Raw genomic sequence first — 25,938 nt, 5'->3', positions numbered from 1 at the left:
GGCAATAAATACTCAAAAAATAGACCACATGGATTACCTAAGTGGCCTATTTACGCATTTTGATTATCATTCACCAAGTAATTTAGTTAGCCGCTCTTTACGAGCAACAAAGACATCGTAGCCACCATCACCCTTCGTTGATAATGCCAGCGCTTTGTTTACTTGCTCTAAAGATGCTTGGTATTGTTTGTCGGTTTCATAGCCATATGCTAAGCCGTTGTAGGCATCTGCATTATTTGGATAGCGTGAAACGCCAAACTTAAACAACTTAATTGCTTCTTTCACGTTACCCATGCTTACGTGGTAATAGCCAAGCTCTCTGATCACGGCTTCCTGTGGCTCAAAAGCCTCGCCATATTGAGCAGACAGTTGTTGATAATACTTAGTAATAGAGCTCAATTCACCAGTATAAGCACGCGCAGGCATTCGGGTTGGCAAAAACAGCTTTTGATACGCGCTAAAAATACCAGCAGCAGACACAAGTCCATGAGGAACATTGTTGTAGGCCTCACTGAAAAAGCGCAAATCATGTGGTTGATTTGCTGCTAGAAAGTTCGCCATATCGTCGTATCTTTCGCGCATCACGCCGCCTTCCTCACCAATTGTGATATATAGAAAGTTATCTAACTGCTTCGTTTTGGAAATAAACGCTTTAGTACTCTTTGCTGTCGCGCCAAAGTTCCACCATACCGCTGGACTATAAGCAATATGCGCTTGAAATAGCTCGGGCTTTGCCTGCAAAGCATAAAGAGCAAAAGTCCCCGCTGCAGAAGCACCTGCAATAACTTTAAAATCATGAGTGCGATAGGTCTGGTTCACATAAGGAATAAGCTCAGTCTCGATAAATTCTAAAAACTTGGGAGCCCCTCCGCCAATATCCATAGGCCCTGCCGGCTCTTTATTCTTAGTTGGATAAAGGTCTCTTAACCTGTCTGTATTTTCAATCGCAACAATAATAACTTCAGGTGCCGCAGAAACGTTTGCTCCTTGCAAACGCTCAAGTACAGCGGTCATCAACGGAAGGTTGCCTTTACCATCAAGGCGATAAATAACAGGGTATTTTTTATTGGGGTTGGTGTGATAACTTTTGGGTAGTTGAATGGTAAAAGTTCTCTTTTCATCAAGCACTTTTGACATCAAGGTTTTTGTTTGTTGTTCATATTCTTGTTTTGTCTTTTCTTCGGACTCTGCCATTGCTGATCCCGAAAAGAAAGCCGCTAACGTCACAGCGAACAAGCACTGAACAGCCTTACCAATTCTCATTATTATTATTCCATTTAGTTGATTTCACTAACAAAGCTAGCATAATGGTTCAGGAATTGATAGCACCACATGTCCCTCTTTTTGCTAGCTTACTTTTAAGATAGTCAGCACATACTCTTAAACAGAGAAATACAGCAAAGCGGCAATCGCAAAGAAAACCACCCAATCAAAAACAACACTGCTGCAATTATCATTTATGCCACTTCCATTTTATGATTTTACCTAAAAAATGCGCTCAACTAACGCGCGGCTTACTTAACTAAACCATCGACGTTTTTATCCAATACACTATAAATGGCTTTCATGGCGGGATCGACACCATTGAAGTAGCTCGTAGAGTCTGGCAATACCGGCATATGTGGTGCAATCCAAATACGGTGGTCTTCTGAGCGAGAAGTTTGATGAAACTGCGACGAAACGAGTCCAAACACCCCACTGAACGGTAAACGGAACCTTCCAGCTTCACCAATATGATTTGGTCGAGAACCACTTGGCTCTCCAACCAATATAGCATTGGTAAAGCTATCAATATTGGTTAAGAGGTTTTGCGCTGCTGAAAAGGTATTACGTCCCATCACTACAAATAACTTGCCTTCTGGCTTTGCCGCTTCAAAATAAATAAGTGCCTTTAGTAATGGTGGTAAGATGGAGCCATTGCCACCACTATTGTGTCGTAAATCCAGCACCAAGTGGCTTACTTCACCGTGTTTTATTTTCTCTATCAACTCAGCACTAAATTGCGCTAGCGACTGCGTTTTCATCTGTGCAACGGCATTAAACTGTACGTACAAAATCCCATTGCTTTTATCCACTTCGTACCAATAAGGTTTAGTGACGTTTTGCAGATATTGTGGGCTTTTTTGATGATTTTCTGGCAAAGTCGGAAAGCCGTGAAATTCAAATGTTCGACCACTAAGGCGAATGGTCTTTTGCGCGCTCTGTGCATTTTCCAACGTGATAGACACCTCATTTGACGCATCGCTCAACTCTAGTCCAGCGAGTACTTCGGGCATGGCGAGATAATAAGGCGCAAGCCAAAGCTGCTGCATTTCATTATCTCGCGGATTAATCTCGGCAACTTTCGCCATTGCTTCTGCGGTTGGTGTTTGTCCAAAGGCCGTGACTTTATAGCCGATTAAATCACTAAACTCAGCTTCGGCGTCAACAATATACAGACCATCGCTAAAGGCATAAAACTGCACTGGCAAACGAGTGAAATTCCCTTTTTCTCCGAAGGTCGGTACGATAAAGTTATGCCCGTTACCAAGCCTGCCTATCATTTGCATCATACCGAAGACAATTTGCTGATCAGTTAACTTGGGTATATCTGAGCGCAAATTATTTGCTAACGTAATTAAATCCGAGTTGTTACTTGCCTGCTCGTTAACATGCAACCGCTTAATTTCCGAGAGCAAGAAATCTAAATCCGCATTCCACTGTTGATCTCGAGTGAGCGAAGTGTCTTTATAGTTACCTGTAAGGCGCTGAAATTTTAGATTATCTTTGATGGAATCGAAAACACTTTTATTTGCTAAGCTACTGCGTTCGTCGTACCGCGCTGACAAAGACTTGCTCAGCCACTTATTAGCTTCATCCACTTTACTTAGCGCGGCATACGCGCCTGCAATCTTTATCATAATGTCATTTGAGGGGCGCGAACCGGTAGGTACATTGGTTAGGTTTACGCCCAGTGACAACGCCTTTTTTAGTGAAATGATAGCTTGCTCATACTGCGCTAATTGTATTTGCGTTAATCCCAATAGATACCAAGTGTCTCCGTCATCTTGATACAACTTAGTAAGCTTTTGCAGTTGTAGTAACGCCTGTTGCCAATTTTTGCTACGTACTAACGCTAGTGCGTTGATCCGTGTATTTAGGTAATCCACTGGGGATTTAACATTTAGTTGCTGTGCAACATGCGCTTGTTCGCTCGTTGATGTCAGCGCCCGAATAGGTTCAGCCTTTGCAGGCTGCGCGATAAACAAACTACTAAAAGTCAGGCAAGTGGCCACATGAGTGAGAAAACGTGAATACATCATCTTTATCCTTGTTATCGATTTAACTCCAGATTACCTATAACGACTTTATATGGCGTGCAACATCAGGATTTTGTACTTCTACGACTTTTAAAAGACACTCAGAATTCAGTCTAAGCAATTGTTTAATCTACTTATATTAATTTTGAAAATTGACTTGGAGTGTAACCCGTTTGCTTTTTAAAAACACTGTTAAACGAGGATTTTGAGTTAAACCCAGCATTCATTGCGAGCACTAACAAGTTGGGCGTTGCTTGCTTTTCGCGCTGTAATTGCTGTTTTACCTCATCGACCCGCAGGCTATTGATATACTCATTAAAGTTGTAACCACCGCAAGTATTGATGGCCCAAGAGATATCCTTTACCCCAAGTCCAATAACCTCAGCAACATCGTGAATAGTCAGGCGTGGCTGGCGATATAAATAGTGCAGCATAATCGTGTTATGAATTGCATTGAATATCTCGGTTGGATCTTCTGACTGTTTATCCACCTCATTGAACGTTATTTCTTGGGCTTGGGTTATGGAATCTTCGAGGTGTGGTTGATTGTGTACTTTGACAACTAGGTAAAGATTAATTGCAAGTAACCAAACTAAGTCAATAAAATACCAGAGTGCTTTAGTGCTGATGTCATTGTATGTTTGCATATTGAGTCTAACCAAATCCACCAGAGCAAAGATCACAAACAAGACAACCGTTGTTCTTATCCACTGTAAATCGCGCGTGTTGACGTCCGCTCTGATCTCCGCGGATGCTTGCTGGTAAAGGCCAACAAGTTGCACCGTAAAAGCAAAATAAATCAACTGACTTACAGTACCAAGCGCAATCACGAGCTGGGTGTATTCAGTAAATGGAAGCGCCAGCAAAACAGGTAAGAAATGGACTAACCTTCGCTCTTGCTTATGTTGATTGGCATGCAGTAAATTTTTAAACAGAAAATAGACTAAAGGCCCAGTAGCTAGGGTAAATACAGGCGTGATAAGTAAATAACTTCTAACTCCTAACGCTTCTTCAGCAAAGTTGGTTGCCATCAGCACACATTGAAATAACAAATAAATGACGAGCATTCGTGCGCGTGGTTGATTGGCAAAAATTAACATTGCAAGGAGATAAGCCCCAAGAGAGACGAGTTGGATTAGATTAACTGGAACAATGTGAAATGACTGAAGCACAAGCCGTATTTTTATAATTATTTTTCGCTATTGTACGCCACATTGGCTAAAAACAACAACGCCAGCGTGCTAGCTGGCGTTGTAAATATAGCAAAAAACAATTTTACTTCTTCTTTTGCTGCTTACGTACATTTGCAATACGAGAGCGGTTTTTTAATCTTGCTTCTGCACTTGCTTGATTCGAAGGCTTATTCACCCGCGCCTTACGACGTTGATGCGCTGGTTTCTTCTGGATAGTTTCAACCAGTCTTTCACGATTTGCCACTTCGTAGCCAGGCAGATAATAGCGTGAAATTTGCTGCTCGATTAACTGTTCAATATGAATTAGATCTGACTCTTCTTCACGGCTTACAAAGGTGATCGCATAACCAAACTGACCTGCACGACCAGTTCTTCCGATACGGTGAACATAATCTTCGGCAAGATAAGGCACATCGTAGTTAACCACGCGTGGCAGGCCAACGATATCCAATCCGCGAGCTGCGACTTCGGTTGCAACCATAACGCGTACTTTGCCTTCAGTGAACTCTCTTAAAGCGCGACGACGAGCACCTTGAGTTTTGTCGCCATGACATACGTTTGCATCTATACCATCAAGCTTTAGCTCTTCAACTAGCTTGTCTGCGGTTTCTTTCATATTGACGAACACTAGCACTTGTTGCCAATTTTTGGTCCCGATCAGCTCAGATAGTAACTCGCGCTTACGTTCTTCTTTAACTGGATAAACAACGTGGCGAACCGTGTCGGCTGTACTATTTTCTGGCGTCGCTTGGATTAACTTAGGGTTATCTAACACTTGTTTCGCGAACTGCTTCATTGCCGACGGGAAAGTTGCAGAAAACAACAATAGCTGCTTTTGCTTATCCACCAGCTCAATGATTTTTTGCATGTCGGTGATAAAACCCATATCTAACATGCGGTCAGCTTCATCTAACACTAAGTGTTTAACGTTACTTAACGTGACATTACCTAAGCGGATGTGATCTAACAAGCGTCCAGGGGTTGCCACTAAAATATCCACGCCCTGCTTTAAGCGCTCAGCTTGGCCATTGGCGTTAACCCCGCCAAACAGTGCCTGCACTTTTAAGTCTGTGTACTTTGCAAATGTCGCACAGTTGTTGGCGATCTGCTCGGCAAGCTCACGCGTTGGCGCCAAAATCAACGCTCTTGGCGTCGACTGCGCTTTAGCCTCAAGCAGTTTTTGGATGATAGGCAATGCAAAAGCTGCGGTTTTCCCTGTTCCAGTTTGCGCTGTTGCGAGCACATCACTACCTTGACGGACAGCTGGGATAGCCGCCTGTTGAATTGGCGTTAATGTATGAAAATTGATGTCTTGCAGCGCATCTAAAAGAGGCTGTGCGAAACTAAATGAAGAAAACGTTGCCATAATAACCTACGACCGAGTCAAAAACGGTCGCAGATTATAAATGACAAACCGACTTTTAACAAAACTTAAGCAAGGTTTCGTCAATTAATTTTGGTGTCGAGCCAACAAAGTCACTTTCTTTTAACTGCGAAAGGAGTTCAATCCCCTCTTTTTGCTGTGCTTGCGACAGTGGCACATAAGGTAATCTAAATACCGGTTTGACTGCGCCAGTCATAATCAAAGCCGAATTGATAGCAATTGGATTTGGTTCGCAGAAGAGCCAGTTCATTAACGGTTGCAATGACTGATTAAGCGCTTGGTTAGGCGTATCCATCAACTGTCTGAATAAGCCCGGAATGATGTTTGAAGCAACAGAAATAACGCCGTGAGATTGGCTGTTATGGCGGCTATCGTGGGCTTGATCATCGTTACCTGACCAACACGCAATGCCTTTCGCTTCATAGTGCGCGATACGTTCATCACCCGCACATTCTTTCATACCAACAAAATGCTTGTGGCTGGCCAACGGCTCAATGATATCAGGCGTAATGTCTTGTCCCGTTCTGCCAGGCACGTTGTAAATAAAACCAGGGCCGATTTCTAATACTTCTTTCAGGTGAGCCTTCACACCCGCAATTGAGGTTTTACCATAATACGGGTTTATTTGTAGTGCACAGTGCATACCTGATGCAAACCCATATTCAGTCGCTTTTTTTGCTTCTCTGGTGTTATTGCTGCCGGTATTACCAACAATGAGCAATTTATCGCCAAACTTATTCGCAGAATGGGCAATGAGCATTAAGTGCTCTTCCCAATTCATCAGTTGGCCTTCACCTGTAGTGCCACCGACAACAATACCATCGACACCGCCTGCAATTTGCGCTTCGACTAGCTTGTCGTAAGTATCTAAGTCAATTTCACCCGCCATTGTGTAAGGGGTTTTAATAGCGGTAATTAAGCTTGCTTTTTTTATTGATTGGATCTGATGCATGGTCTTTCTATTACTCTTCCAGTTGACAGCCATTTTTACCATAAATCTGACTGAGATCCGACCCATAAACCTGAGTAAATCGGTTAAATCTAATGAAATTTAACTTTAGTGCTTGTTATTTGCGTAAAGATCCAGCAAAATCAAAAGCACTGTATATTTATCCAGTTTAATTTTATGGGACTGACACATTTTCTAAATACGCACTTTTATACCACTTTGGAGCTGAGCAGCAGCTTAAAGATACCTGAAGAACAGCTCTTAGAATGGCAACAAATGAGCCTATTCCCAAATCCGAGTTATAGTATTCAAAATCAAATTAAGTGCAGTTCGTACTTTGGCCTGTACGAATGTGAAGAATATACTGATTTTTATGCCAGAGGCCTACTCAATTGGGGGCAACTTTTACTTAAACATAAAGTAGATCAATCAAGTAGTGCATTTGAGTTATTTCAACAGCGTTACTGTGAAGCACTTGCGAAATGTATTGAAAAAGGCTTTTACACCGAAGATCCAAGCTTTAGTGATGACCTTACAGAGCATGTACAACAAGTTTGGCAACAGTTTTTATGTGGCAAGTATGGAGTGATCAGCCAAAATGGTCTCGTAGAGGAAGCGCTTTATATTGACCTAGGCCGCGCGATTATCGACGACATCACAGAAGCAAGAACCGCCAGCAGCATTGCCCCAGAGCAACGTAGTCAAGTACACAGCGCCATGAAGCTACTGAACAAAGCACTAGCGGCCAATACTCAAGCTGAGCAAACAGAGTCGCTACGCACTCGATACATTGACCAATTGATTAGTAAGTACGACTTATCAATCAAATAATTTGCCGTCTGGCGCACAACCGTTTCGCCAGACAATCTATGCGTATTTATATTTGCTGTTCTATGTGCGCACGAATTATCTCAAATGCTTTTAAGACCTTTAACTGATCTTTACATAAGCTGTCGTACCAAGCATCGAACAGTTCATCATCTTGCTCACTGAGCGTTTGATACTGTGCCAGTAGTGTCACTATGTCACTATGTGTACAAGAAAGTGTATCTAATTCTTGCTGTAACGCGCTGTCATCGCTGCTGTGAAGCTTAGCTAAAATTGAGTTATCTAACTCAGCATGTTTATCCATAATAAATGCTCTATATCTGTATTGCGTTGGCGAACAAAGTACCTTCGCGAACGTACTAGGTTTTAATTATTTGCTAGGCCTCTCTCATTTAGTGAAGGTTATTAACCGTTAAGCCAGCCTCAATTGGATCTCACTCTTTTATCTCATATCTATCAAACCAACAGGCTTATATCGATAGCTATATTCCAAAAAAGTCTATTCGCTACTATTCCGGTTAGGTGTCAACACCAATATGACTACTTGAGAAACTATCTAGAACTAGTTATATCAGGCAATTTTAAGGAAAGTAAGCCCCTTTGAATCAACTGCTCAAGATGCATTCAGTTTAGTTCCGCATGCGTCGACAAATTAAGCGTATCGCACTAAATAGCGGCAACGACAAATTAGTTGTTGAGAATAGTTTTTATTTGATTTATATTGATACAATATAACAACACATTATTTAGGAGTCGTTGTCGTGAAACCCAATATCCACCCTGATTATCAACTTGTTGCCTTCCATGATACATCGGTTGATAAGTACTTTATTGTCGGTTCAACCATAAAATCCGACAGAACCGTTGAACTAGATGGTAAGACTTACCCTTACTTCCCAATTGACGTCTCTAGTGCGTCTCACCCTTTCTACACAGGTAAACAGAAGTTGGTGGCAAGTGATGGTCGAGTTGCACAATTTAACCGTCGCTTTAAAAACCTTGCGACTAAAAAAGGATAAACCAGATGAAAGTACTGAGCTCACTCAAAAGCGCTAAAAATAGACCGGGGTGCCAAGTCGTAAAAAGACGCGGTCGGGTTTACGTAATTTGTAAATCTAATCCGCGATTTAAAGCGGTTCAAGGTAAAAAGAAGAAGAAACGTTAAAGGTCAAAATAAGTAACCTGAGCTGCGGATAATTAATGCCTTTCTAGCAGCCAGTTTTAGCGCTAACTGTGTTGAATTCACTTCCAATAGCCAGCTATTGGTGCGTACATTCGCCTTGCCTACAGGATGTAGGTACCTTAGTGAGAGCAGGACGCGGAAGCGGTGTTTTCCCTAAAACTCTCTGGCTAGACAAGGAGAAAACTAAGTTGTGCTTTAGCAACAATGAGTTGGAACATTCCTTATCCAAACCTCAGGTTAAGTACGTTTTAAAGGTGGGCATTGCCCACCTTTTAACTAAAAAGCTATTCTTTTGCTTCCCACAATGAGAATTCGCCTAGTTGAATTAGGCGTCCGCTAGCGCCGCCAATTCCAACGCCTTCACGGGTATGCTCAAGTTCCAAACGATACTGGGTATACGCATTTGGACTCTCGATAGCAAAGCTATAGTATTCCATCGTATTAGGTAGTTTGTTGAACTGTTGAGTATCTAGCGTAATCCAATTCGTACCGTCATTTGAGCCCTGTAGCTGCCACGCATTAGGAAAGCGATGAGGGTTGTCTCCCGCTGTCGCTAATGAGTAGTATTTTGCTGTTTTAGCGCTGTCAAACACATAGTTAACCTGGGCCTTATCAACCTGTTTTATCGGCAACAAGTCAGGCGCATATTGTGCAAGCCAAGCAGGCGCTTCCAATACCACATTAAATTTAGAGGTAATATTTCTATCATTAAGCTTATCTGCCCCCTCATTAAAAGGCACAAGTGCAGTTCCGTTTGTTGTTACCTGAGTGCTAGTGGGTGCAAAGTTCTGATAGCCAAGTGGTACTGGTGGTAACTTACCGACGCTTGCAAGGTAGACTTGATACTCTTCAAATACCGCATCAATCCCACGTTGTTCACCAAATATGGATTTAAAAGCGGTGTCTAAACTCCACGCATCAAGCGTTTTTGCAGCCGCATTAAACTTGCGGATAAAATCTGTATTACGATGACTGTTTTCTACCCATTCAAAGAAGAATGCTGTTTGATCGTAAGCATCAACATTGTAGTGTTCCATCCAGCGAACTCCACCGCGTCTATGCTCTAAGTAACCAGCATCTATTCGAATAAAGTTAGCCAGCGCTTCTAAGTAGGTATGATAATCCGTGCCCGGACGATATTCACCTTCAGCCGGAACATTATTGTAGCCATGAGTCAACTCATGCCACAGCACGCCAATGACTTCGTTACGGATAGCCTCATCTCCAAGACCCTCTAGATTGGCGATGTGCTTAACATCAAACCTAAGCTCCATAAATTTGCCTTCACCAGCCTTTGAAGCAGGCGCGTCAAAGTCTCCAGTGATAAAAGTAACGTGCTCAAAAACGTTTATTTCGGTTACATTATTAAATAAGCGTTTGGCAATCTTCAAAGAGATCTCATGAATAAGGGCATTTAGATCTGGTACCGCACGTTCAAGCGCCAGCTGTCCTGGGTGCTCTGGTAGTTCCTTTTTCACTTCAATTGCAGGCTCTGGAAACCCTGCCCATGGCGAGACTGGATCCCACACACGGATAAAATCTTGCTGAACTAATGTCGCTTCCCCTTTGTCATTACTCGCAACTAGTGTAATGGTTTTTGGCCCTAAAGCTTCAAACTTAACCAATGGGCTTTGCTCTGTACTTGTCGCAGGAATACCACCTTCAAACGTCCACTGCCAGTGAGTCGGATTAACTAACGACTCATCTCTAAAAACAATATACTCAGAGACTTCAGGAGTCGTGTTTGTCGCATTAAATGCGACGATAGGAATATCCGATACCGTTTTGATTTCGAGTTCCGCTAGTTGCGTAATATCAGCACCATAGCTATCTGTACCACCATGTACTAAATCAAATTTGAAGTAGCGATACTTTTCGCCGCTTTCGGCCAATTCAAAATTGCGAGTCAGTCCTCGAGCAGAGAATACTTCTCCCGCTCTTGAGTCCAGCTCAATCCACTCAGCTTTATCATTTGAGCCATATACGACCCACTGTTTTGGATCTCGGTTTGCTTCATCGTTTGCTGACGTAAAGCTATATTCTCTAAGTTCAATCTCTGTCGCGGCTTTAAACACTACAGTGACGTTTGACGCAAAAGCCAGGAATTTTGTACTCGTGTTAGCGTCGATAAGTTTGTCGACACTTTCACCTGCGGGCGAGGCTTGTACACCATCCGCTAAAATAGCCTCTATCTCAACCCCAGTATCTAAGGTGATATTACGCAATGCGCCAGAGTCTGGCAGCCCGGATGATTGAGTTTGTTCAGACTTATCACGTTCAACAAATTCAGACCCATCATTACAGCCTATTAGTGTTGCAGCGACGGCCATTGCCACCGCTGATAGCATTAATTTTCTCATTTCGTTACCCTTTATTATTAAAATTGGTAGTTAACTTTTAGTAAGAACTCGCGCCCGTTCGTGTCATAATTACCCGCTTTATAGAATGGGTAACTTCTAAACGAGTCGTCCTGAGGCGGCATCGCATTTAATAAGTTTTGAACCGTAAACATCACTCGCGTGTTGTCATTGATGTAATGGCCAATGGTTAGGTTATGCTTTATCCATGCAGGTAACTTTTCTCTTTGACCAAAATCAGCACCGTTCCAATTTTTTCCTTTATAATTTACCTGCCATGAAATTGCGGTCTTTTCCAACTGCCAAGTCAGGTTAAACGATGCCATATCTTTGAAGTTATAGTTATCTTGACTGTCTAGCACATCTTCAAGCGGATCTTCGGGACGGAGCTTTTCTTTTTTCTTTAAAACATGGCTGTAATCAAGCTTATAAATAAACTCGCCAAGCTCTGACTCAAACGTGCCCTTCACACCAAAGTTGACGCCGCCATGCTGCCTTTCCGCGGCGTTTATATAACCTTCTCTGATAATTGCTGCGGTGTACGGTAACCCTTTTTTCGTGTTCCCTAACCAGTCGGTTGCCAGACCATCTTGATCAAAACGCTGTACTCTGTCTTGCATATTGGCGCATTTAGCAGAAGACGGATCAATTAGGCCGTTTTCACACTTCCAGACATTATCAAGAATTTCGCCAGACCCAAGTCGAGTAATTTTGTCTTTTAAGACAATGTCATAAACATCAACATTGAATGACAGCTCAGGGGAATACTCATACACCAGACCAAAGGTTAATGAATGACCAGACTCTTCTTTTAAAGTTGGATCCCCTGCCGAGATTGTCTCAAAATCAGCATCTAGCTTTGGCTCATTGCTATTTGTTGTGTCTAAGTTTGCACAGCTGATAGTTAATGCATCAGCATTATATTGAGCGGGATCCCCTGTGGTTTGAAAACGTAGACAAGCATCTGCAATCACTCTGTCCGAGCCTCGTCCAAAGTTACCAGCAAACCCTTGATATACCGAGCTCATGCTAGGACCACGGAACGTTGTGCCATACGCACTTCTTAGCATCAGCGCGTCAGTAGGAGAATACTTAAAACCGACTTGATAAGTGAATGCCCCACCAACATCAGAAATATCATCATAGTGGTCATAACGCAGCGCTATTTCACTAGAGATCTGTTCAGTAATAGGGATCATAAATTCTGTCGCCGCAGCATAACGGTTACGTTCACCATCGGTGATAACACCAGTCAGACCAACAAACTCTTTATTTAGTATTCTGCTATCGGGCGTCGCTCTCGTCCCTTCTTTCATCAGCTCAATATATGCCGCAAAAGACACAAATCCTGCTGGCAATTCAAATAAATCCCCGGACAGATCTGCGGTTAGGGTTTCATTGAACGATAAGCCATCGTAGGTTGCCCAATCAGCCATGTTATACATATTGTCTTGGGTCAGAGGCGCAAAAAAAGCTTGGTAATTTGGACGGTAGATTGGCATGCCATCAACCTCTCCCAACTTTGGTCCTTTTAGCCAGTTATTTCCTTCAACCGTGTGGTGCAAGTACCTATCAGAGAAATCGTATTGTGAACGGCTGAAGCCAACGGAGTAATAGTAATCTGCTATCTCCCCTTCAAGACCAAAACTAAATGAATAAGATTTATCATCGTATACTCGACCTAAGCCATCATTTGTATATTCTGAATCATTCACTATCCGCCACATATACTTAACTGGAGCGCCATAGCCACCAGCTTTATTTTTGATATCAGGATCCCAAAACATGGATCCGTGAATTGACTCTGCATGAGCAAAGAAGAATGGATTTCGTGCCCCTTTCTTTTCTTGATCGATATAAAATCCGTTAACAAAAAAACTGTGTTCGTCGTTGATACTGTACACCGAGTTGATATACAAACTCATGGTTTCAACTTGGTTACGGAGCAAATTGTTACCGGTTTCATCCCACCCACAGCTTAGGCCGTAATCATTGCGGCTAATAAAGTGCTGAACTGCAGTTGGGTGTGGATTGTCATCTGTGTTGCAGTACTGCGCTGAATATTGATTTTTGAACTCGGTATTCTCAGCCCATACAGTAATTGAACGATTAAGCTCTCGCTTGTTTGTTGGGTCTGGATTATCCCAAACGCTGTCATGAAAAGGTCTGTCGGCACCAGTTAGCGCCTCTTCCGTCTTGTACTCCAGTGAGTAGTCAAACGTAAAATCGTCTTGCTCAAAACCACCAACAAACGACAAGCCTTTTTTATCACCCGTACCATAGGTATCCTGGCCGTAGAATGCTTCGACGACGTGCTCGTCCATACCTTTTTTGGTGATAATATTGACTACCCCAGCCATTGCGTCTGAACCGTAGATTGCAGAGCCACCGCCGGATTGAATATCGATGCGCTCAACCATCGCCGTTGGCAACATATCGAGATTAACAAAATTGGTTTGGCCACCGTAAGGCATTGGGTAATAGGCCAAGCGCTTGCCATTAACTAGAATAAGTGTGTACTCAGGTCCAACACCTAACAGGTTTAACTCCTTGGCGCCAGGCGTATAGGAGCCAGTTTCTACTTCACCGAGAACGGCACCACTAGCAGCGGAAATACTACTCAGTGCGTCATAAACTGTGTTAAAACCACTTCTGACCATATCAGCGGAAGAGAGACTTTGGACATTGGTCACACCCTCAATGGCGATACGTTTAATACGAGATCCTGTCACCTCAACACGTTCTATTTCTTCTGCTTGTTCATCTGTTGCGGCTGTTACTGAGTTAGTTGCTACCGCTGCAAGAACAGCAGCGGCGATCAGGCTATGTTTATACATTATTGTTGTCATAAGACCCCCACAATTCAAAAGGAACGTTCCAATTTATTATAAAAATTTTATTTCACCATTAGCAAAACCAACAAAGCATCAGGCAGAAATCAAAAAGGGAACGTTCCAATTATGAGCAATAAAACAAACCTGTCAACAAATTATGTACATTTACAGCACAACACCGACAAATTGTAATCACCTAGTTCTTGCTAGTTCATTGCAATTTCTTGGTATTTAGCCCACTTTGATAACGAGACCAAAGCTTATCAAGGGACTCTCCAGTAACTGATTTTATTGCATCTTCAAATGACCAATTTTCTATTTCTACCGCAGTTTGATTAAAACGATAGGCAAAATCAGGATGAGACTCAGCGAGCCATGCGAGAAAGAACCCAGTGTTTGTGTATCCACCAACCCAAGAATCTGACGGCTTAGGCGAACGGGTTTTATGGTATCCCGCTTGAATGCGAATGAGATCCGCCATTCCTTCAATAAATGCATGTACATCAGGCTCAGAATAACTTCTCTCTTTTGGAAATAGTTGATATCCATGGGTAAGTTCGTGCCAGAGCACACCAAGGAGTTCGTATTCCACTTGCTCATCTGGCTGCCCAGCGAGTTTTTCGGTGATGTACTTTGAACTAAACACGATTTCCATGTTTGTTTCGTCTCCAGAGCGATACGCTATTGTGTCCATCCACTTTAGCCTAAATGTAACTTGCTCAAACTCTGGCAGCTCTGCAAAGTGTTTGTACAACCTAGGGGCCAGTTGGCGAGTTACGTCATCTACCGTACTGGCTATATCAGGAAATAGCGCTTGCAGGCGTTTCGACCCTGCCGACTCAGTATCTTCGATAACCACTTTGACCTTTGGCGGCTCAAAGCCTTTCCATGGTTGATTTGGATCGTATATTTTTAAATAGTTCGCACGGGTTTTAAGATCGGAGCCATGCGCATTTTTAGTCATTAGAGTAACATCATAGTTACCTGGCTTGTCATAAACTACTTCAACACTTTTTGTGGTTGGCAGCATCGTTTTTCCCTCAACCTTCCAACTCAGCTCTGTAGGTGAGTTTGCAGATATCGACTGCAGAGAAATTGGCTCATTAAGCTTGGCGACGGTTTTATCTGCAGTAAAATTTGCCAGTGGTAAACTTGTTTGTACATAGAGCGCCAGATCAGCGATTTGCAAAAAGCGGTCGCCCCACTGCGTTTTGCCTTCTTGTGCTACAGTAAAGCGCACGTACCTCGCATCCGTTGTTTTGGGTAGGTCGAAAGCGAGTGTTTCACCTCGCCTTGAAAATACCATATTGTTGCGCTTATCAGCCTCTTGCCATGCCTTACCATCTCTAGATACAGCTACAGTCCAATGCTTTGGGTCTCGAGCGGGGGCATCTTGGGCTGAGGTGAGACTATATTGTCTGAGCGCTTTTACGTCTTTCAGATCAAATACAATCTCAGCGCTGGATTGCTTAGATAAGAATTTGCTTTTTAGCGACCTATCAACTAATTGCTCTATCCCCTCACCTTGGATTTGCTCCTTTACGTCACTCGTTACAGAGAATGCATCGCGTTCGGTGATGTCGTAGAGCGCATTGGCACTTGCTAATGAGGAGCCACAAAATGAAAGTAAAATTAGACTGGCTAATGAGGAGGTTTTCATTGAAATTTCCCAGATTAAAAACAAACATACTGGATCGTTCCAATTAATAATGCAACTTATTTTGAGTAGATCTTTACGTAATTTTTAATAAGTGCAGAAAAGGATAACGCTATTTCACCGCTTTTTGGATTTTATAGAGAACTAACGAGCGAGCCTGAAAGATCAAGCCACGGCTCGCTAGTATTTTGTCATGCTCAACTAAAGCCAAGACAGATGAGCAAAGCCGCTGCGATAAAACAAGAAATAACCACAGCGCTTAGATAAGTTAACTGTTCGAATCTCAGCTTAACTACCAAACAGTAATTCCCAAAAGCTCGGCGGCTCGTGTAGTTTGTGGTATTGCTTTCTCAGCTCATCAATTTTTAAAAGCATTTCACGGGCTTTCTCAACTCTTCCCGAGTCTATTTCACGGCTCGCTTTAGTAATGGTTTCGAGTACTTTATTCAAACCCTCAACTGACTCGGCAGACACCGCTTGCTTAAACTGAAATTGCTTACTTTCATTTACGAGTGTAGTCAGCTCGGTTAAGTGCGCCTGCATTTCTTGAGCAGATTGCGCTTTCATAGCCTGCTTATAAATATGACCCATTTCCTTCATGGTTTTATTCAGTTCGCTTGACTCATGCGCAACTCCAGATATCGAAAACAACAACACGAATATAAATACGATTTTTCTCATCAAAGTCCCCTTACTCTTTGCGCGCTAGTATAAAGCAATTAACGTATGAGCTAAATTCAATGCTATGAAAAAAAGCTGGTTCCGAATAGCATGCAAAAAACAGGCAGATAGCGCAACGATTCTAGCGTAAACTATACTCATAATTAACGATGTCGCGTATTTAGCAGCACACTTTTTGAATATCAAAAATGTAGAGACTTATGATCCGAAAATTGTTGTTCATCTTTTTACTCTTATCGCCGATGGCTGTGCTATCTGCACAACGATTCAACGTTCAATTTGTAAACCCCGGCTTTGCAACAAAGAATCCTACAGGGGACTTTTGGTATAACGTCAGCAACGTGATGACTGCGGCCGCTAATAACATGAATATTTCCCTCAAAATTAGTTATGCGCAGCGCAACCATATTTTGATGAAATCGCTCGTAGATCAAGCCTTGAAAAGTGATGCTGATTACCTTGTGCTGGTTAACGAAAAGTCGAGTGTCGTTCCCTATTTGTTAAACACCAAAGCCACCAACATTAAGATTATTTTCTTGCTCAATGGACCGACCAAAACCGAGGAAGTAGCTTTGTTAAAGGCAGGGTACCAAATCATTGGCACCATTGAGCCAGACAATTTCCAAGCTGGTTTTAAATTAATGCGTCAACTTGCGCGAAAAGCGCTTAGGTCCTCCAATCCTTCGCAACATGTATTAGCTTTGCTAGGTGACGTGGCGACGACTGCAGCATTAGACCGACAAAAAGGCATGCGCGCTTATCTTGAGCAGCATAAAGAGCTGGAATTAATCGCAGAGGCAAATTGTCAATGGTCTCAGAATGAAGCTTATCGCCTCACTAAAGCGTGGTTACAGCGAGACTCCGCAATTACAACCGTTTGGGCAGCCAATGATCCTATTGCTTATGGCGCATTACTTGCAGCTCAAGAGTTAAACCGTAAGATCGTCATAGGTGGGATTAATTGGGATGAAGATATTGCACCTAAGTTAAACGTGTCGATTGGAGGACATGTGTTACTTGGGGCCTATACCTTAGCTCGACTAGCACAATATCATAGAGACTTCACACCGATAGACAGCGTGACCTTGTCTATTTTTGAATCGTTGGATGACGATTCCCTACCTTTGTATCATGCCATACATGGAAACTTTCCTGAACACCTGGACTTTTTACGTTACATTAACGATCCAACGCAATTTACCATTACGGAACTAACTCACTCACTTAATAAAAACAATCACAATAATAATATAAAAAACTGAGAATTTAAGAAAAATTAATTAATTCATTAAACAAAACCCAGAAAGATAATGCAATTTACACCTGTCTAATCTTTACGCATTGACAGCGATGTCAACACCTGTTTTAGTAACAAACGTAAACAACATGTAAAACAGGTGAAATATGAAAAACAGTAATACAGTAGTAAATCTTCTTAAGCTTTCGACCCTTAGCGCCTGCGTTTGTGCAAGCCTTTCAGTTGCTCACGCAGATACACAGCGCGTGATCGTCACGTTAAAAGACAGTGCAACACCAAATGTTCTGCCAGTGCGCTTAAATCAAGCAGAAACGGCACAGTTTAAAGCGCAGGCGTTGTCTGAAGTTGCTTACTCAACCTTAGGTACAGCGGCAGTCAACACATTGCCAAGCATTAATGCGTATGTTGCCGAAGTTTCTTCTGCGCAAATGCAACAACTACAAGCAAGCGGCAATGTTGCGCAAGTAGAAATTGACCCTAAACGCTATTTGCCAAGCGTAGAAACTTCAGCAATTGATTTACTTGCTGAAACCACACCTTACGGTATTAACATGGTGCAAGCTAACCAAGTATCTGACGGCTACAGCGGCAACCGTAAAGTCTGTATTATGGATACAGGTTATACGCTAGGTCATCAAGACTTACCTAGTACAGGCGTTACTGGTAATGACGGCTATGGTAACTACGACACAGGTGTGTGGAGTAACGATGGTAACGGCCACGGAACACACGTTGCCGGCACAATCGCCGCTTTAGGTGGTAATGGTACAGGTGTGGTCGGGGTAAATCCATCAGGCCAACTAGGTCTTCATATTGTTAAAGTGTTTAATGACCAAGGCCGCTGGGCATATGGTTCCGATCTAATTAAAGCAATTGAACAGTGTGAGCAGGCTGGCGCCAATGTAACCAGCATGAGTTTAGGTGGTAGCGGCAGCTCTACAGCAGAGCGTAATGCGTTTGAACAAAGTTATCAGCGTGGCATGCTACATATCGCAGCCGCTGGCAACGCGGGTAATAGCTCGTTGAGCTATCCAGCATCGTATAATGCAGTTGTAGCTGTGGCAGCGGTCGATAGCTCTGAGTCAAAAGCCGCTTTCTCCCAATACAACAGCCAAGTAGAAATTGCAGGCCCGGGCGTTGGTGTAAACTCAACATGGAATAATGGCGCGTATCGCAGTATTAGTGGTACTTCAATGGCAACGCCGCATGTTTCTGGTGTTGCAGCGCTAGTGTGGAGCCACTTCCCACAATGTACTGCTCAGCAAATTCGCCAAGTGTTGAATACAACAGCAAAAGACAAAGGACAGCCAGGTCGTGATACTTCTTACGGCTATGGTATTGTGCAAGCAAAAGCGGCGGTTGATTATCTAACAAATAATGGTTGTGATACGTCAGGTGCGGTCGATGCAAACTTTAACTTCACCGTATCCGGCCTCACTGCGACATTTAACAACCAATCAACAGCAGGTAGTTATCAGTGGGAATTTGGTGACGGTGCAACAAGCTCACAAACCAATCCATCACACACCTACGCGAGTGCTGGCACATATCAAGTGACACTCACTGTGACAGCTTCCAATAACAAAACAGCCTCTAAAACACTGGCAGTTACCGTTAGCGATGCACCAGCTGGATGTAATGGTATTCAAGAGTGGAATGCAACTAAACTCTATTACATCGGCGACCGAGTTTCATTCAAAGGCTTTGAATACCGTGCTACGTACTGGTCACAAGGCGCAAGCCCAGAGATCTACTCAAACGTTTGGACTAAAGTCGCGCAGTGTAAGTAATACCAATTAGTAATTTTAAGTGGCGCTTAAGCGCCACTGTTTAATGCTAACATTGCACTACAACACAGAATAACAGAGATCATAAGCCATTCTTTTGTTGAAATTGCCTCTTTAAAAAACCACATTCCAAGCATACTCGCGCTGACTATACCAATGGCTCTTTTCAATCCTTCAACAAGCCCCGGCTGAATTTCGGTTAACGCCTGCATTTGAAAGATAACAGCGACAGCGAATACCACTGAAGAAATACTCCAGAGCAACCAATGTGCGCGGAAATTTTGATTTTTAAACTGTGGTCGTAACAAGATTAGATTAACAAAAAATACCATAAAGGTTAGAAACCCAGCATGAAAAGAGAGCGAGCTGTATTGCAAAGCCTGTTTATCGAACACGATGCAAAGCCCCCAGCAAAAAGAGGTGATCGCAACTTGTTTTGCACCAGGCTCTTGAAAAGAGAATCTGCCTCCTTGCAATAAAAACGAAGCAAGAACAATCGCAGCGATTAGTATTGACTGCAGTGTGGTTAAAGGTTCTCCTAGTAGCAACCAAGCAAATACACCTGCAAGTGCTGGAGTGATGGATAACAGAGGCAGGATAACCGCCATTCGCCCAAGCGAAAGCGCCTGAATAAAGTTTACGCTACCAATTGCCGCCAAAATTCCGCTAGCTATCGCAGGCGCTATATAAGCAGAGCTTGGGAGCTGTTTGTCAACAACCAACCAATAGCCAATGTATGCAGGTAAGACTAGCAGACTAAATATCACCGACATTTGCGCGGCTGAATAATGGCTCGCTAGCCTTTTTCGTAAAAAATCAAATACAGCCCAATTTAACGCACTGAATAAGGCTATGACCATTTATTATCCCTGTTGTAATGCAATTTCCGTTTGAAATTTCATGTAATCATTGATTTTTACATGGTCCGGTTTCCAACCCAATAGAAAGCGATAAAAGTCAGCCCACACCACAGGCCACAACGACTCCCACTCAGAAAGGATCTGAGCGATATCAATAGAGGCTGCTTTGCCTAATAATTCTATTCTCAACATATCTAAATACAACTTGAGATACTCATCAGCATGCAGGAGCTGTTCCTTTTCGTCTAATACCGATGTAATAAACAGCATTAAGTCTGACACACCAATACCCTTTCCGACATACTGAAAATCGAATCCTAGCGCTTGGTCGCCATTAAAGGCAAAGTTAGCAAGCTTGGCGTCGCCATGGATCCAAGTATGCCAATGGCTATTTTTGATACGATCTCGTAATCGTGGCGCCGCTTGTTTAATGCTACTGTGCTGCATTCGCTCAAGCTCATCCGGTCGTGTATCTAGGTGCCAATAGTTTCCTTGTTCCCACACATGCTCTGCTGGGCTTTGTAAAAAGTGAGCATGGAATTTAGCTAACCACCCTATCACTGCTAATATTTGTGACTCGGATGGATTAGCGGTTTGCGAAAAACCTTGAGTTGAGAAGTCTCTAAAGACGATGTAGTCCATCCCTTCACTTACCCCTTCACCTAAATAACTAGGCGTATTGCAGGGTGAGAGTAACTCGCATGCATGATGCTTGTAAAAGTGACGTTCTACTTGATAAGACTTAGCTTTACGCGCAAGCGCTACTGAAGATTGTGCAATTCGCCGATGTGCAATGTCACTAGGCACTTTAGTGCGCTTAATTGCAAGCTTCCCAGCATCATGATTGATAAATAACATATCACCACAACCGCTCCATAATTGTTGCTCTTGCTGTGTTGACATAGGCGCAGAAATTACATCGTTCGGAATACTTATTTTCACTGTGTTACACCTTTTTGTTATTTAACCTGAAAGCAGTTCAATAAATAGCCAAACTTTTTTATTGTATAACTCAGGTTACTTAAACACAGTACAACCCTTTACTTACTGTTACGAATACCAATTTGCTTAATTAAGTGATCTATTTTGAGACGAAGAAATCTTGTTGATAACACCGCTTCCGCATCCTGCTCCCGCCAAGGTACCTACATCCATATAGACAAGGCAAAAATTTTGCTATTTAGTTATTCTAAATAAAAAATTTTTAACGCTGTTAACGTCAGATATGCTCCTTCAAATTGAGCTAGTATTAAGACAAATTGGTATAAATAAGCAAACCGTTTTACAGTGCTTGATAATTATAGCTGGTGTTATTATCTTTACCCAACATGAAAAAGCCCTTAACCAATTGATTAAGGGCTTTTACTTTTACAAAAAAGTTATTTGTTTAACTTACTCATTCACAGCTTGCTTGACTGTTTCTTTCGCACTTTGTTCATCTAACAAGTTTAAATCGAAGTCAAACTCATCCACTCGGATTGCTTTTTCACGCTTGCGATTGTAATCAACCAGTTTTGCGTACTCTTCTTCGTTGATAAGGTTACTAACGAGTGCATTATCTAATGTTTGCTCGAAACGAACACCTGGTTGGATCTCGCGCTTGCGAACTGCCTTTTTAACTTTGGCAAGCAGGTCAAGGCAACCCATCTTAGCTTTATATGCTTGCTCATTGATATCATGACCATCACCTGCGGTAGGCTTCACAAGATGAGTAAGCTGCGCTTTGATTGGCGTATCCATTTGCGCCGCGGCGGCCAACTCTCTGATCATATCATCATTAATTTTAGGCATTTGTTTGCCACTAAACTGCATCGTGATCACACGCATAAATTTACGAGTACCACTTGCCGGGAAGTTATCTAAGAATTTATGTAGCGCTTCTTCAGCACTGATAAGTGCATGCCTTGTAGCATAATGGAAATAAGGTGCTGCTTGCTCACGCTCTGCTACCGCTACTTTTTGCTCATAGTATTTGATTGAAGCCATCGCTGCATACAAGTGACTCATTACATCACCAAGGCGTGCTGACAGCATTTCTGCTTGTTTCAGTTTTCCACCTAATACGAGCAATGAAAAGTCTGCGTATACCGCAAGCTTAGCTGCTAATCTATGCGCGGCTTTTTCATACGCACGCACTTCAGGTAATGGTGATTTTGCATCAGCAGTGAATGGCATAAGGCCGTATTTGAAAGCACGTAAGCTGTTGGCAACACTATAGCTAACTGTTTTTGTCAAAATACCACGGAATTTACTGTCGGCGTCTTTCTCTTCGCTGTGAATAGATTCAACCATCGACTGCAAATATGGGTGACAGCGCATTACACCTTGACCAAAGATCATCAAGTTACGCGTTAGAATGTTTGCACCTTCTACGGTAATCGCTATTGGCTGGGCAACATAACCGCTTGCAAGGGTATTCTGAGGACCGTTTTGAATAGCCTTACCTGCAAGAATATCCATTGCAGAGTCCAATACGTCACGACCAGTTTCAGTCATGTGGTATTTTGCAATTGCTGTTACTACAGATGGCTTAAGACCCATACCTAAACCTTCTGTTGTTAATACCCGCATTGCCTCTTGCATGTATGCTTTGCCTGCAATATCAGCAAGCTTTTCTTGAATACCTTCAAACTGGCCGATCGAAAGACCAAACTGCTCACGTACCGCTGCATATTCTGATGCCGATTTCAATGCGACTTGACTAGTTGAAACACCTAGCGCTGGTAAAGAAATACCACGTCCAGCACCTAAGCAACTTACCAACATCTGCCAACCGCGACCGATATTCTTCTGGCCACCGATAATAAAGTCCATTGGAATAAATACTTTTTCACCACGTGTCGTACCGTTATAGAAGCGTATCCCCATCGGGTCATGACGGTTACCAAGTTGCACACCTGGATGGTCATGTGGAATTAACGCACAGGTGATCCCTAGTTCTTTTTTACCGCCTAGTAATCCCTCTGGATCCAATACTTTAAAGGCTAAACCGAGTACCGTCGCAATCGGCGCAAGTGTGATATAGCGTTTGTCCCATGTTACTTCAAGACCGAGTACTTCTTCACCGTTATGCATGCCTTTTTTAACAATACCTTGGTCCGGAATGCCACCGGCATCGGAACCAGCTTCAGGGCTTGTTAGCGCGAAACACGGAATATCACGACCGTTTGCTAGGCGAGGAAGGTAGTGCGCTTGCTGCTCTTTAGTACCATAATGAAGCAATAACTCACCCGGACCTAGTGAATTAGGAACCATCACCGTTACCGCTACCGCAGAGGATTTAGTCGCAATCGTACCTACAATCGTTGAGTTTGCGTAAGGACTAAACTCTAGACCACCGTATTCTTTTGGAATGATCAAAGAGAAAAATCTCTCTCTTTTCAAAAATTCAAGCACGTGCTCTGGCAGGTGTTTGCCATTTTGAATTTCCGAGTCATCGATCATACCCATTAATTCTTTAACTGGACCTTCTAAAAAAGCTTGCTCTTCTGCACTTAGCTTAGCTTCAGGTACAGCACGAAGCGCCGAAAAGTCAGGCTTACCTTGATAAATTGACCCTTCTAACCAAACATCACCGGCATCTAATGCTTCTTGTTCTGTGATTGAAATGCTTGGGAGGATCTTTCTTAAATTCGTTCTTAGGCTCATAATTAACTCATCCGACCAGATAGATATACCTACATTACGGCATAAAAATTCGTTTAGATCAATTACTCTACTTAATTTTTTAACGGCTTTTTTACTGAGTTATCGAGTGATTAATATAAATGACTGCTAAATTAATGGCTTACAGCTGTAAGTTGAGAAAAGTAAATTACTGTTCTTAGGGGAAAAATAGGAGTGAACGAGAAGCTTTGACAGCCTGAGCAGTTCTAGACTGGCATTTTATCTGTAATCAAGATGGTTTTTACGCTGAGCACTGCCATTAAAACAGTGCAATTTTTGCTTTGCATAGCTGCTCTACCGTAGCAGGTGAAACAACGACTTCAACTCCCCGCTTACCCGCACTAACATAAATTTGCTCAAATGCTAAAGCACTCTCGTGAAGTAACGTGGGCAGCTGCTTTTTCTGCGCAAACGGGCTTATACCACCAATTAAATAACCAGTTACCTTTTGCGCGTTTTGTTGATCTGCAAGCTGTGCTTTTTTCCCCTTACACGCTTTAGCAAAGGCTTTTAAATCCACTTGTTGCGTGGCGGGAGAAACAGCTACATACAATTTACCATCAACGTCAATCAGCAGGGTTTTAAATACTTTTTCTCGGTCTAGGTTGAGCTTTTTCGCTGCTTCATTAGCAAAGTCATGATCATTAGGGTCATGCTCAAATTGCAGCACTTGGAACGCCACTTTCGCCTTTTTAAGTAGGTTAATTGCCGGTGTCATTACAAACTCCTTTTAAGCAGATGTTGATTTCTGTTATACCAAGAAACAAACGCTTATGCTATCGCCTTACGATGAGCTCCATCATCCGTCAAAACAAAAATGCCCGCTATCGCAGCGGGCATTTTCAATAAGCTTAAGTTACTTAGTTAAGTCATCAAAGAACTTCTTAACGCCGTCAAAAAAGCCTTGTGCCTTAGGACGGTTCTTACCGTTGTTTTCACCCATAGACTCTTCAAACTCTTGCAGAAGCTCTTTTTGGCGCTCGTTTAAGTTTACTGGCGTCTCAAGGACAACTTTACAAATTAAGTCGCCTACCGCACCGCTACGCACAGATTTCACGCCTTTACCACGCATACGGAACATTTTGCCTGTTTGACTTTCCGATGGGATCTTCAGTTTTGCGCGGCCATCTAGCGTCGGCACTTCAATCTCACCACCGAGTGCTGCCGTTGTGAAGCTAATTGGCACTTCACAGTACAAATTGTTGCCGTCACGTACGAAGATTGGGTGCTCTTTTACACTCACTTGTACGTACAAGTCGCCGGCTGGAGCACCATGTGCCCCCGCTTCACCTTCGCCAGACAAACGTACTCTATCACCCGTATCAACCCCTGCTGGGATCTTAACGTTAAGTGTCTTCGTTTTCTCCACACGGCCTTGTCCGTGACAGCTGTTACACGGGTCTGAAATGATCTGACCTGTGCCCTGACAAGTTGGACAAGTTTGCTGTACCGCAAAGAAGCCTTGGCGCATTTGTACTTGACCTGCACCATGACAGGTTGTACAAGTTTTAGGCTTAGAACCTGCTTTCGCACCACTACCATCACATGGTTTACAGCTCACCCAAGTTGGTACTTGGATATCAACCTGCTTACCACGTACCGCTTCTTCAAGACTTAACTCTAAGTTATATCTTAAATCCGCGCCACGCTGTTGTCTTGATTGACGACGGCCACCACCGCCACCAAAGATATCACCGAATACGTCCCCAAAAATATCGCCGAAGTCGCCAGCGCCGCCAAATCCACCATGACCAGCACCACCACCTTGTTCGAAAGCTGCATGGCCGTATTGATCATACATCTGGCGTTTTTGACTATCAGTCAATACCTCGTAAGCTTCTTTTACTTCTTTGAATTTTGCTTCGAGTTCGGTGTTACCTGCAGTACGATCTGGGTGATATTTCATTGCAAGACGTTTATACGCCTTTTTAATGTCACGTTCACTGGCGTCTCTTGCAACACCTAATACTTCATAATAGTCAGGTTTAGACATTTTTATCAC

Annotated in this window: 20 protein-coding genes; 5 read left to right on the top strand and 15 right to left on the bottom strand. The window is 42.8% G+C overall.

Annotation, left to right across the window (positions count from 1 at the left end; genetic code table 11):
* Positions 1–66: 66 nt before the first annotated feature.
* The 5 genes from MHN30_RS06985 to MHN30_RS06965 all read right to left on the bottom strand — a co-directional run bounded on the left by MHN30_RS06985 (position 67) and on the right by MHN30_RS06965 (position 6,828).
* Positions 67–1,263, bottom strand: a complete 1,197-nt coding sequence (locus MHN30_RS06985) for an alpha/beta hydrolase-fold protein (protein ID WP_239359058.1) — start codon at positions 1,261–1,263, stop codon at positions 67–69.
* A 251-nt stretch (positions 1,264–1,514) separates the two neighbouring features.
* Entirely contained in the window at positions 1,515–3,302 is a 1,788-nt protein-coding gene (locus tag MHN30_RS06980; protein WP_239359057.1) for a hypothetical protein, read from the bottom strand.
* Between the two features lie 131 nt (positions 3,303–3,433).
* Complete coding sequence (locus MHN30_RS06975) at positions 3,434–4,330, bottom strand: helix-turn-helix domain-containing protein (RefSeq protein ID WP_130165464.1); 897 nt, start codon at positions 4,328–4,330, stop codon at positions 3,434–3,436.
* 244 nt (positions 4,331–4,574) lie between these two features.
* A complete protein-coding gene (locus MHN30_RS06970) occupies positions 4,575–5,858 on the bottom strand; it encodes a DEAD/DEAH box helicase (RefSeq protein ID WP_045989325.1) in 1,284 nt (427 codons plus the stop codon).
* Between the two features lie 55 nt (positions 5,859–5,913).
* The gene (locus tag MHN30_RS06965) at positions 5,914–6,828 is read right to left on the bottom strand and encodes a dihydrodipicolinate synthase family protein (protein WP_045989326.1); all 915 of its coding nucleotides are present in this window, start codon (positions 6,826–6,828) and stop codon (positions 5,914–5,916) included.
* 174 nt (positions 6,829–7,002) lie between these two features.
* On the opposite strand from MHN30_RS06965, the gene MHN30_RS06960 reads away from it, so the two are divergent.
* Positions 7,003–7,656, top strand: a complete 654-nt coding sequence (locus MHN30_RS06960) for a DUF6058 family natural product biosynthesis protein (RefSeq protein WP_017216736.1) — start codon at positions 7,003–7,005, stop codon at positions 7,654–7,656.
* A 46-nt stretch (positions 7,657–7,702) separates the two neighbouring features.
* Here MHN30_RS06960 and MHN30_RS06955 read toward each other — a convergent pair whose 3' ends face one another.
* A complete protein-coding gene (locus MHN30_RS06955; protein WP_010373062.1) occupies positions 7,703–7,957 on the bottom strand; it encodes a hypothetical protein in 255 nt (84 codons plus the stop codon).
* A 457-nt stretch (positions 7,958–8,414) separates the two neighbouring features.
* On the opposite strand from MHN30_RS06955, the gene MHN30_RS06950 reads away from it, so the two are divergent.
* On the top strand, positions 8,415–8,672 hold the full coding sequence (locus tag MHN30_RS06950; RefSeq protein ID WP_010373063.1) for a type B 50S ribosomal protein L31: 258 nt from the start codon (positions 8,415–8,417) through the stop codon (positions 8,670–8,672).
* Positions 8,673–8,677: 5 nt separating this feature from the next.
* A complete protein-coding gene (gene ykgO, locus MHN30_RS06945; protein WP_010373066.1) occupies positions 8,678–8,818 on the top strand; it encodes a type B 50S ribosomal protein L36 in 141 nt (46 codons plus the stop codon).
* Positions 8,819–9,120: 302 nt separating this feature from the next.
* Here the strand turns inward: ykgO and MHN30_RS06940 are convergent, their stop codons facing one another.
* The 4 genes from MHN30_RS06940 to MHN30_RS06925 form a co-directional block, all read right to left on the bottom strand.
* Complete coding sequence (locus MHN30_RS06940; RefSeq protein WP_239359056.1) at positions 9,121–11,196, bottom strand: basic secretory protein-like protein; 2,076 nt, start codon at positions 11,194–11,196, stop codon at positions 9,121–9,123.
* Between the two features lie 17 nt (positions 11,197–11,213).
* The gene (locus tag MHN30_RS06935) at positions 11,214–14,042 is read right to left on the bottom strand and encodes a TonB-dependent receptor (RefSeq protein ID WP_239359055.1); all 2,829 of its coding nucleotides are present in this window, start codon (positions 14,040–14,042) and stop codon (positions 11,214–11,216) included.
* 196 nt (positions 14,043–14,238) lie between these two features.
* Positions 14,239–15,687: a basic secretory protein-like protein gene (locus MHN30_RS06930; RefSeq protein WP_239359053.1), complete on the bottom strand. Its 1,449-nt coding sequence runs from the start codon at positions 15,685–15,687 to the stop codon at positions 14,239–14,241.
* 285 nt (positions 15,688–15,972) lie between these two features.
* Complete coding sequence (locus MHN30_RS06925; protein WP_239359051.1) at positions 15,973–16,365, bottom strand: cytochrome b562; 393 nt, start codon at positions 16,363–16,365, stop codon at positions 15,973–15,975.
* 200 nt (positions 16,366–16,565) lie between these two features.
* Here MHN30_RS06925 and MHN30_RS06920 point away from each other — a divergent pair, with 200 nt between their 5' ends.
* A complete protein-coding gene (locus tag MHN30_RS06920) occupies positions 16,566–17,627 on the top strand; it encodes an ABC transporter substrate-binding protein (protein ID WP_239359049.1) in 1,062 nt (353 codons plus the stop codon).
* A gap of 142 nt (positions 17,628–17,769) precedes the next feature.
* Complete coding sequence (locus tag MHN30_RS06915) at positions 17,770–19,413, top strand: S8 family serine peptidase (protein WP_239359047.1); 1,644 nt, start codon at positions 17,770–17,772, stop codon at positions 19,411–19,413.
* A 26-nt stretch (positions 19,414–19,439) separates the two neighbouring features.
* On the opposite strand, the gene MHN30_RS06910 is transcribed toward MHN30_RS06915, so the two are convergent.
* From MHN30_RS06910 to dnaJ, 5 genes are all read right to left on the bottom strand, one after another.
* Positions 19,440–20,270: an EamA family transporter gene (locus MHN30_RS06910; RefSeq protein ID WP_130165459.1), complete on the bottom strand. Its 831-nt coding sequence runs from the start codon at positions 20,268–20,270 to the stop codon at positions 19,440–19,442.
* Between the two features lie 3 nt (positions 20,271–20,273).
* On the bottom strand, positions 20,274–21,212 hold the full coding sequence (locus tag MHN30_RS06905) for a phosphotransferase (protein ID WP_130165458.1): 939 nt from the start codon (positions 21,210–21,212) through the stop codon (positions 20,274–20,276).
* Between the two features lie 450 nt (positions 21,213–21,662).
* Positions 21,663–23,918 (bottom strand): acyl-CoA dehydrogenase, encoded by a 2,256-nt coding sequence (locus MHN30_RS06900; protein ID WP_130165457.1) that lies wholly within the window; start codon positions 23,916–23,918, stop codon positions 21,663–21,665.
* A gap of 277 nt (positions 23,919–24,195) precedes the next feature.
* Positions 24,196–24,654 (bottom strand): Cys-tRNA(Pro) deacylase, encoded by a 459-nt coding sequence (gene ybaK, locus MHN30_RS06895; protein ID WP_130165456.1) that lies wholly within the window; start codon positions 24,652–24,654, stop codon positions 24,196–24,198.
* A 138-nt stretch (positions 24,655–24,792) separates the two neighbouring features.
* On the bottom strand, positions 24,793–25,929 hold the full coding sequence (gene dnaJ, locus MHN30_RS06890) for a molecular chaperone DnaJ (protein WP_045990341.1): 1,137 nt from the start codon (positions 25,927–25,929) through the stop codon (positions 24,793–24,795).
* Positions 25,930–25,938 lie beyond the last annotated feature (9 nt).

Source organism: Pseudoalteromonas sp. OF7H-1, assembly GCF_022347825.1.
GTDB lineage: Bacteria > Pseudomonadota > Gammaproteobacteria > Enterobacterales > Alteromonadaceae > Pseudoalteromonas > Pseudoalteromonas maricaloris.
The sequence above is the reverse complement of the archived record's forward strand: the minus strand, read 5'-3'. Positions and strand labels throughout refer to the sequence as shown.

What these genes read in the sequence shown, in the direction of transcription:
- MHN30_RS06910 (WP_130165459.1), bottom strand. Translation starts at nt 20,270, where the DNA reads ATGGTCATAGCCTTATTCAGTGCGTTAAATTGGGCTGTATTTGATTTT.
- MHN30_RS06970 (WP_045989325.1), bottom strand. Translation starts at nt 5,858, where the DNA reads ATGGCAACGTTTTCTTCATTTAGTTTCGCACAGCCTCTTTTAGATGCG.
- MHN30_RS06920 (WP_239359049.1), top strand. Translation starts at nt 16,566, where the DNA reads ATGATCCGAAAATTGTTGTTCATCTTTTTACTCTTATCGCCGATGGCT.
- MHN30_RS06955 (WP_010373062.1), bottom strand. Translation starts at nt 7,957, where the DNA reads ATGGATAAACATGCTGAGTTAGATAACTCAATTTTAGCTAAGCTTCAC.
- MHN30_RS06935 (WP_239359055.1), bottom strand. Translation starts at nt 14,042, where the DNA reads ATGACAACAATAATGTATAAACATAGCCTGATCGCCGCTGCTGTTCTT.
- MHN30_RS06940 (WP_239359056.1), bottom strand. Translation starts at nt 11,196, where the DNA reads ATGAGAAAATTAATGCTATCAGCGGTGGCAATGGCCGTCGCTGCAACA.
- ybaK (WP_130165456.1), bottom strand. Translation starts at nt 24,654, where the DNA reads ATGACACCGGCAATTAACCTACTTAAAAAGGCGAAAGTGGCGTTCCAA.
- MHN30_RS06985 (WP_239359058.1), bottom strand. Translation starts at nt 1,263, where the DNA reads ATGAGAATTGGTAAGGCTGTTCAGTGCTTGTTCGCTGTGACGTTAGCG.
- MHN30_RS06925 (WP_239359051.1), bottom strand. Translation starts at nt 16,365, where the DNA reads ATGAGAAAAATCGTATTTATATTCGTGTTGTTGTTTTCGATATCTGGA.
- MHN30_RS06915 (WP_239359047.1), top strand. Translation starts at nt 17,770, where the DNA reads ATGAAAAACAGTAATACAGTAGTAAATCTTCTTAAGCTTTCGACCCTT.
- ykgO (WP_010373066.1), top strand. Translation starts at nt 8,678, where the DNA reads ATGAAAGTACTGAGCTCACTCAAAAGCGCTAAAAATAGACCGGGGTGC.
- dnaJ (WP_045990341.1), bottom strand. Translation starts at nt 25,929, where the DNA reads ATGTCTAAACCTGACTATTATGAAGTATTAGGTGTTGCAAGAGACGCC.
- MHN30_RS06900 (WP_130165457.1), bottom strand. Translation starts at nt 23,918, where the DNA reads ATGAGCCTAAGAACGAATTTAAGAAAGATCCTCCCAAGCATTTCAATC.
- MHN30_RS06975 (WP_130165464.1), bottom strand. Translation starts at nt 4,330, where the DNA reads ATGGCAACCAACTTTGCTGAAGAAGCGTTAGGAGTTAGAAGTTATTTA.
- MHN30_RS06980 (WP_239359057.1), bottom strand. Translation starts at nt 3,302, where the DNA reads ATGATGTATTCACGTTTTCTCACTCATGTGGCCACTTGCCTGACTTTT.
- MHN30_RS06930 (WP_239359053.1), bottom strand. Translation starts at nt 15,687, where the DNA reads ATGAAAACCTCCTCATTAGCCAGTCTAATTTTACTTTCATTTTGTGGC.
- MHN30_RS06960 (WP_017216736.1), top strand. Translation starts at nt 7,003, where the DNA reads ATGGGACTGACACATTTTCTAAATACGCACTTTTATACCACTTTGGAG.
- MHN30_RS06965 (WP_045989326.1), bottom strand. Translation starts at nt 6,828, where the DNA reads ATGCATCAGATCCAATCAATAAAAAAAGCAAGCTTAATTACCGCTATT.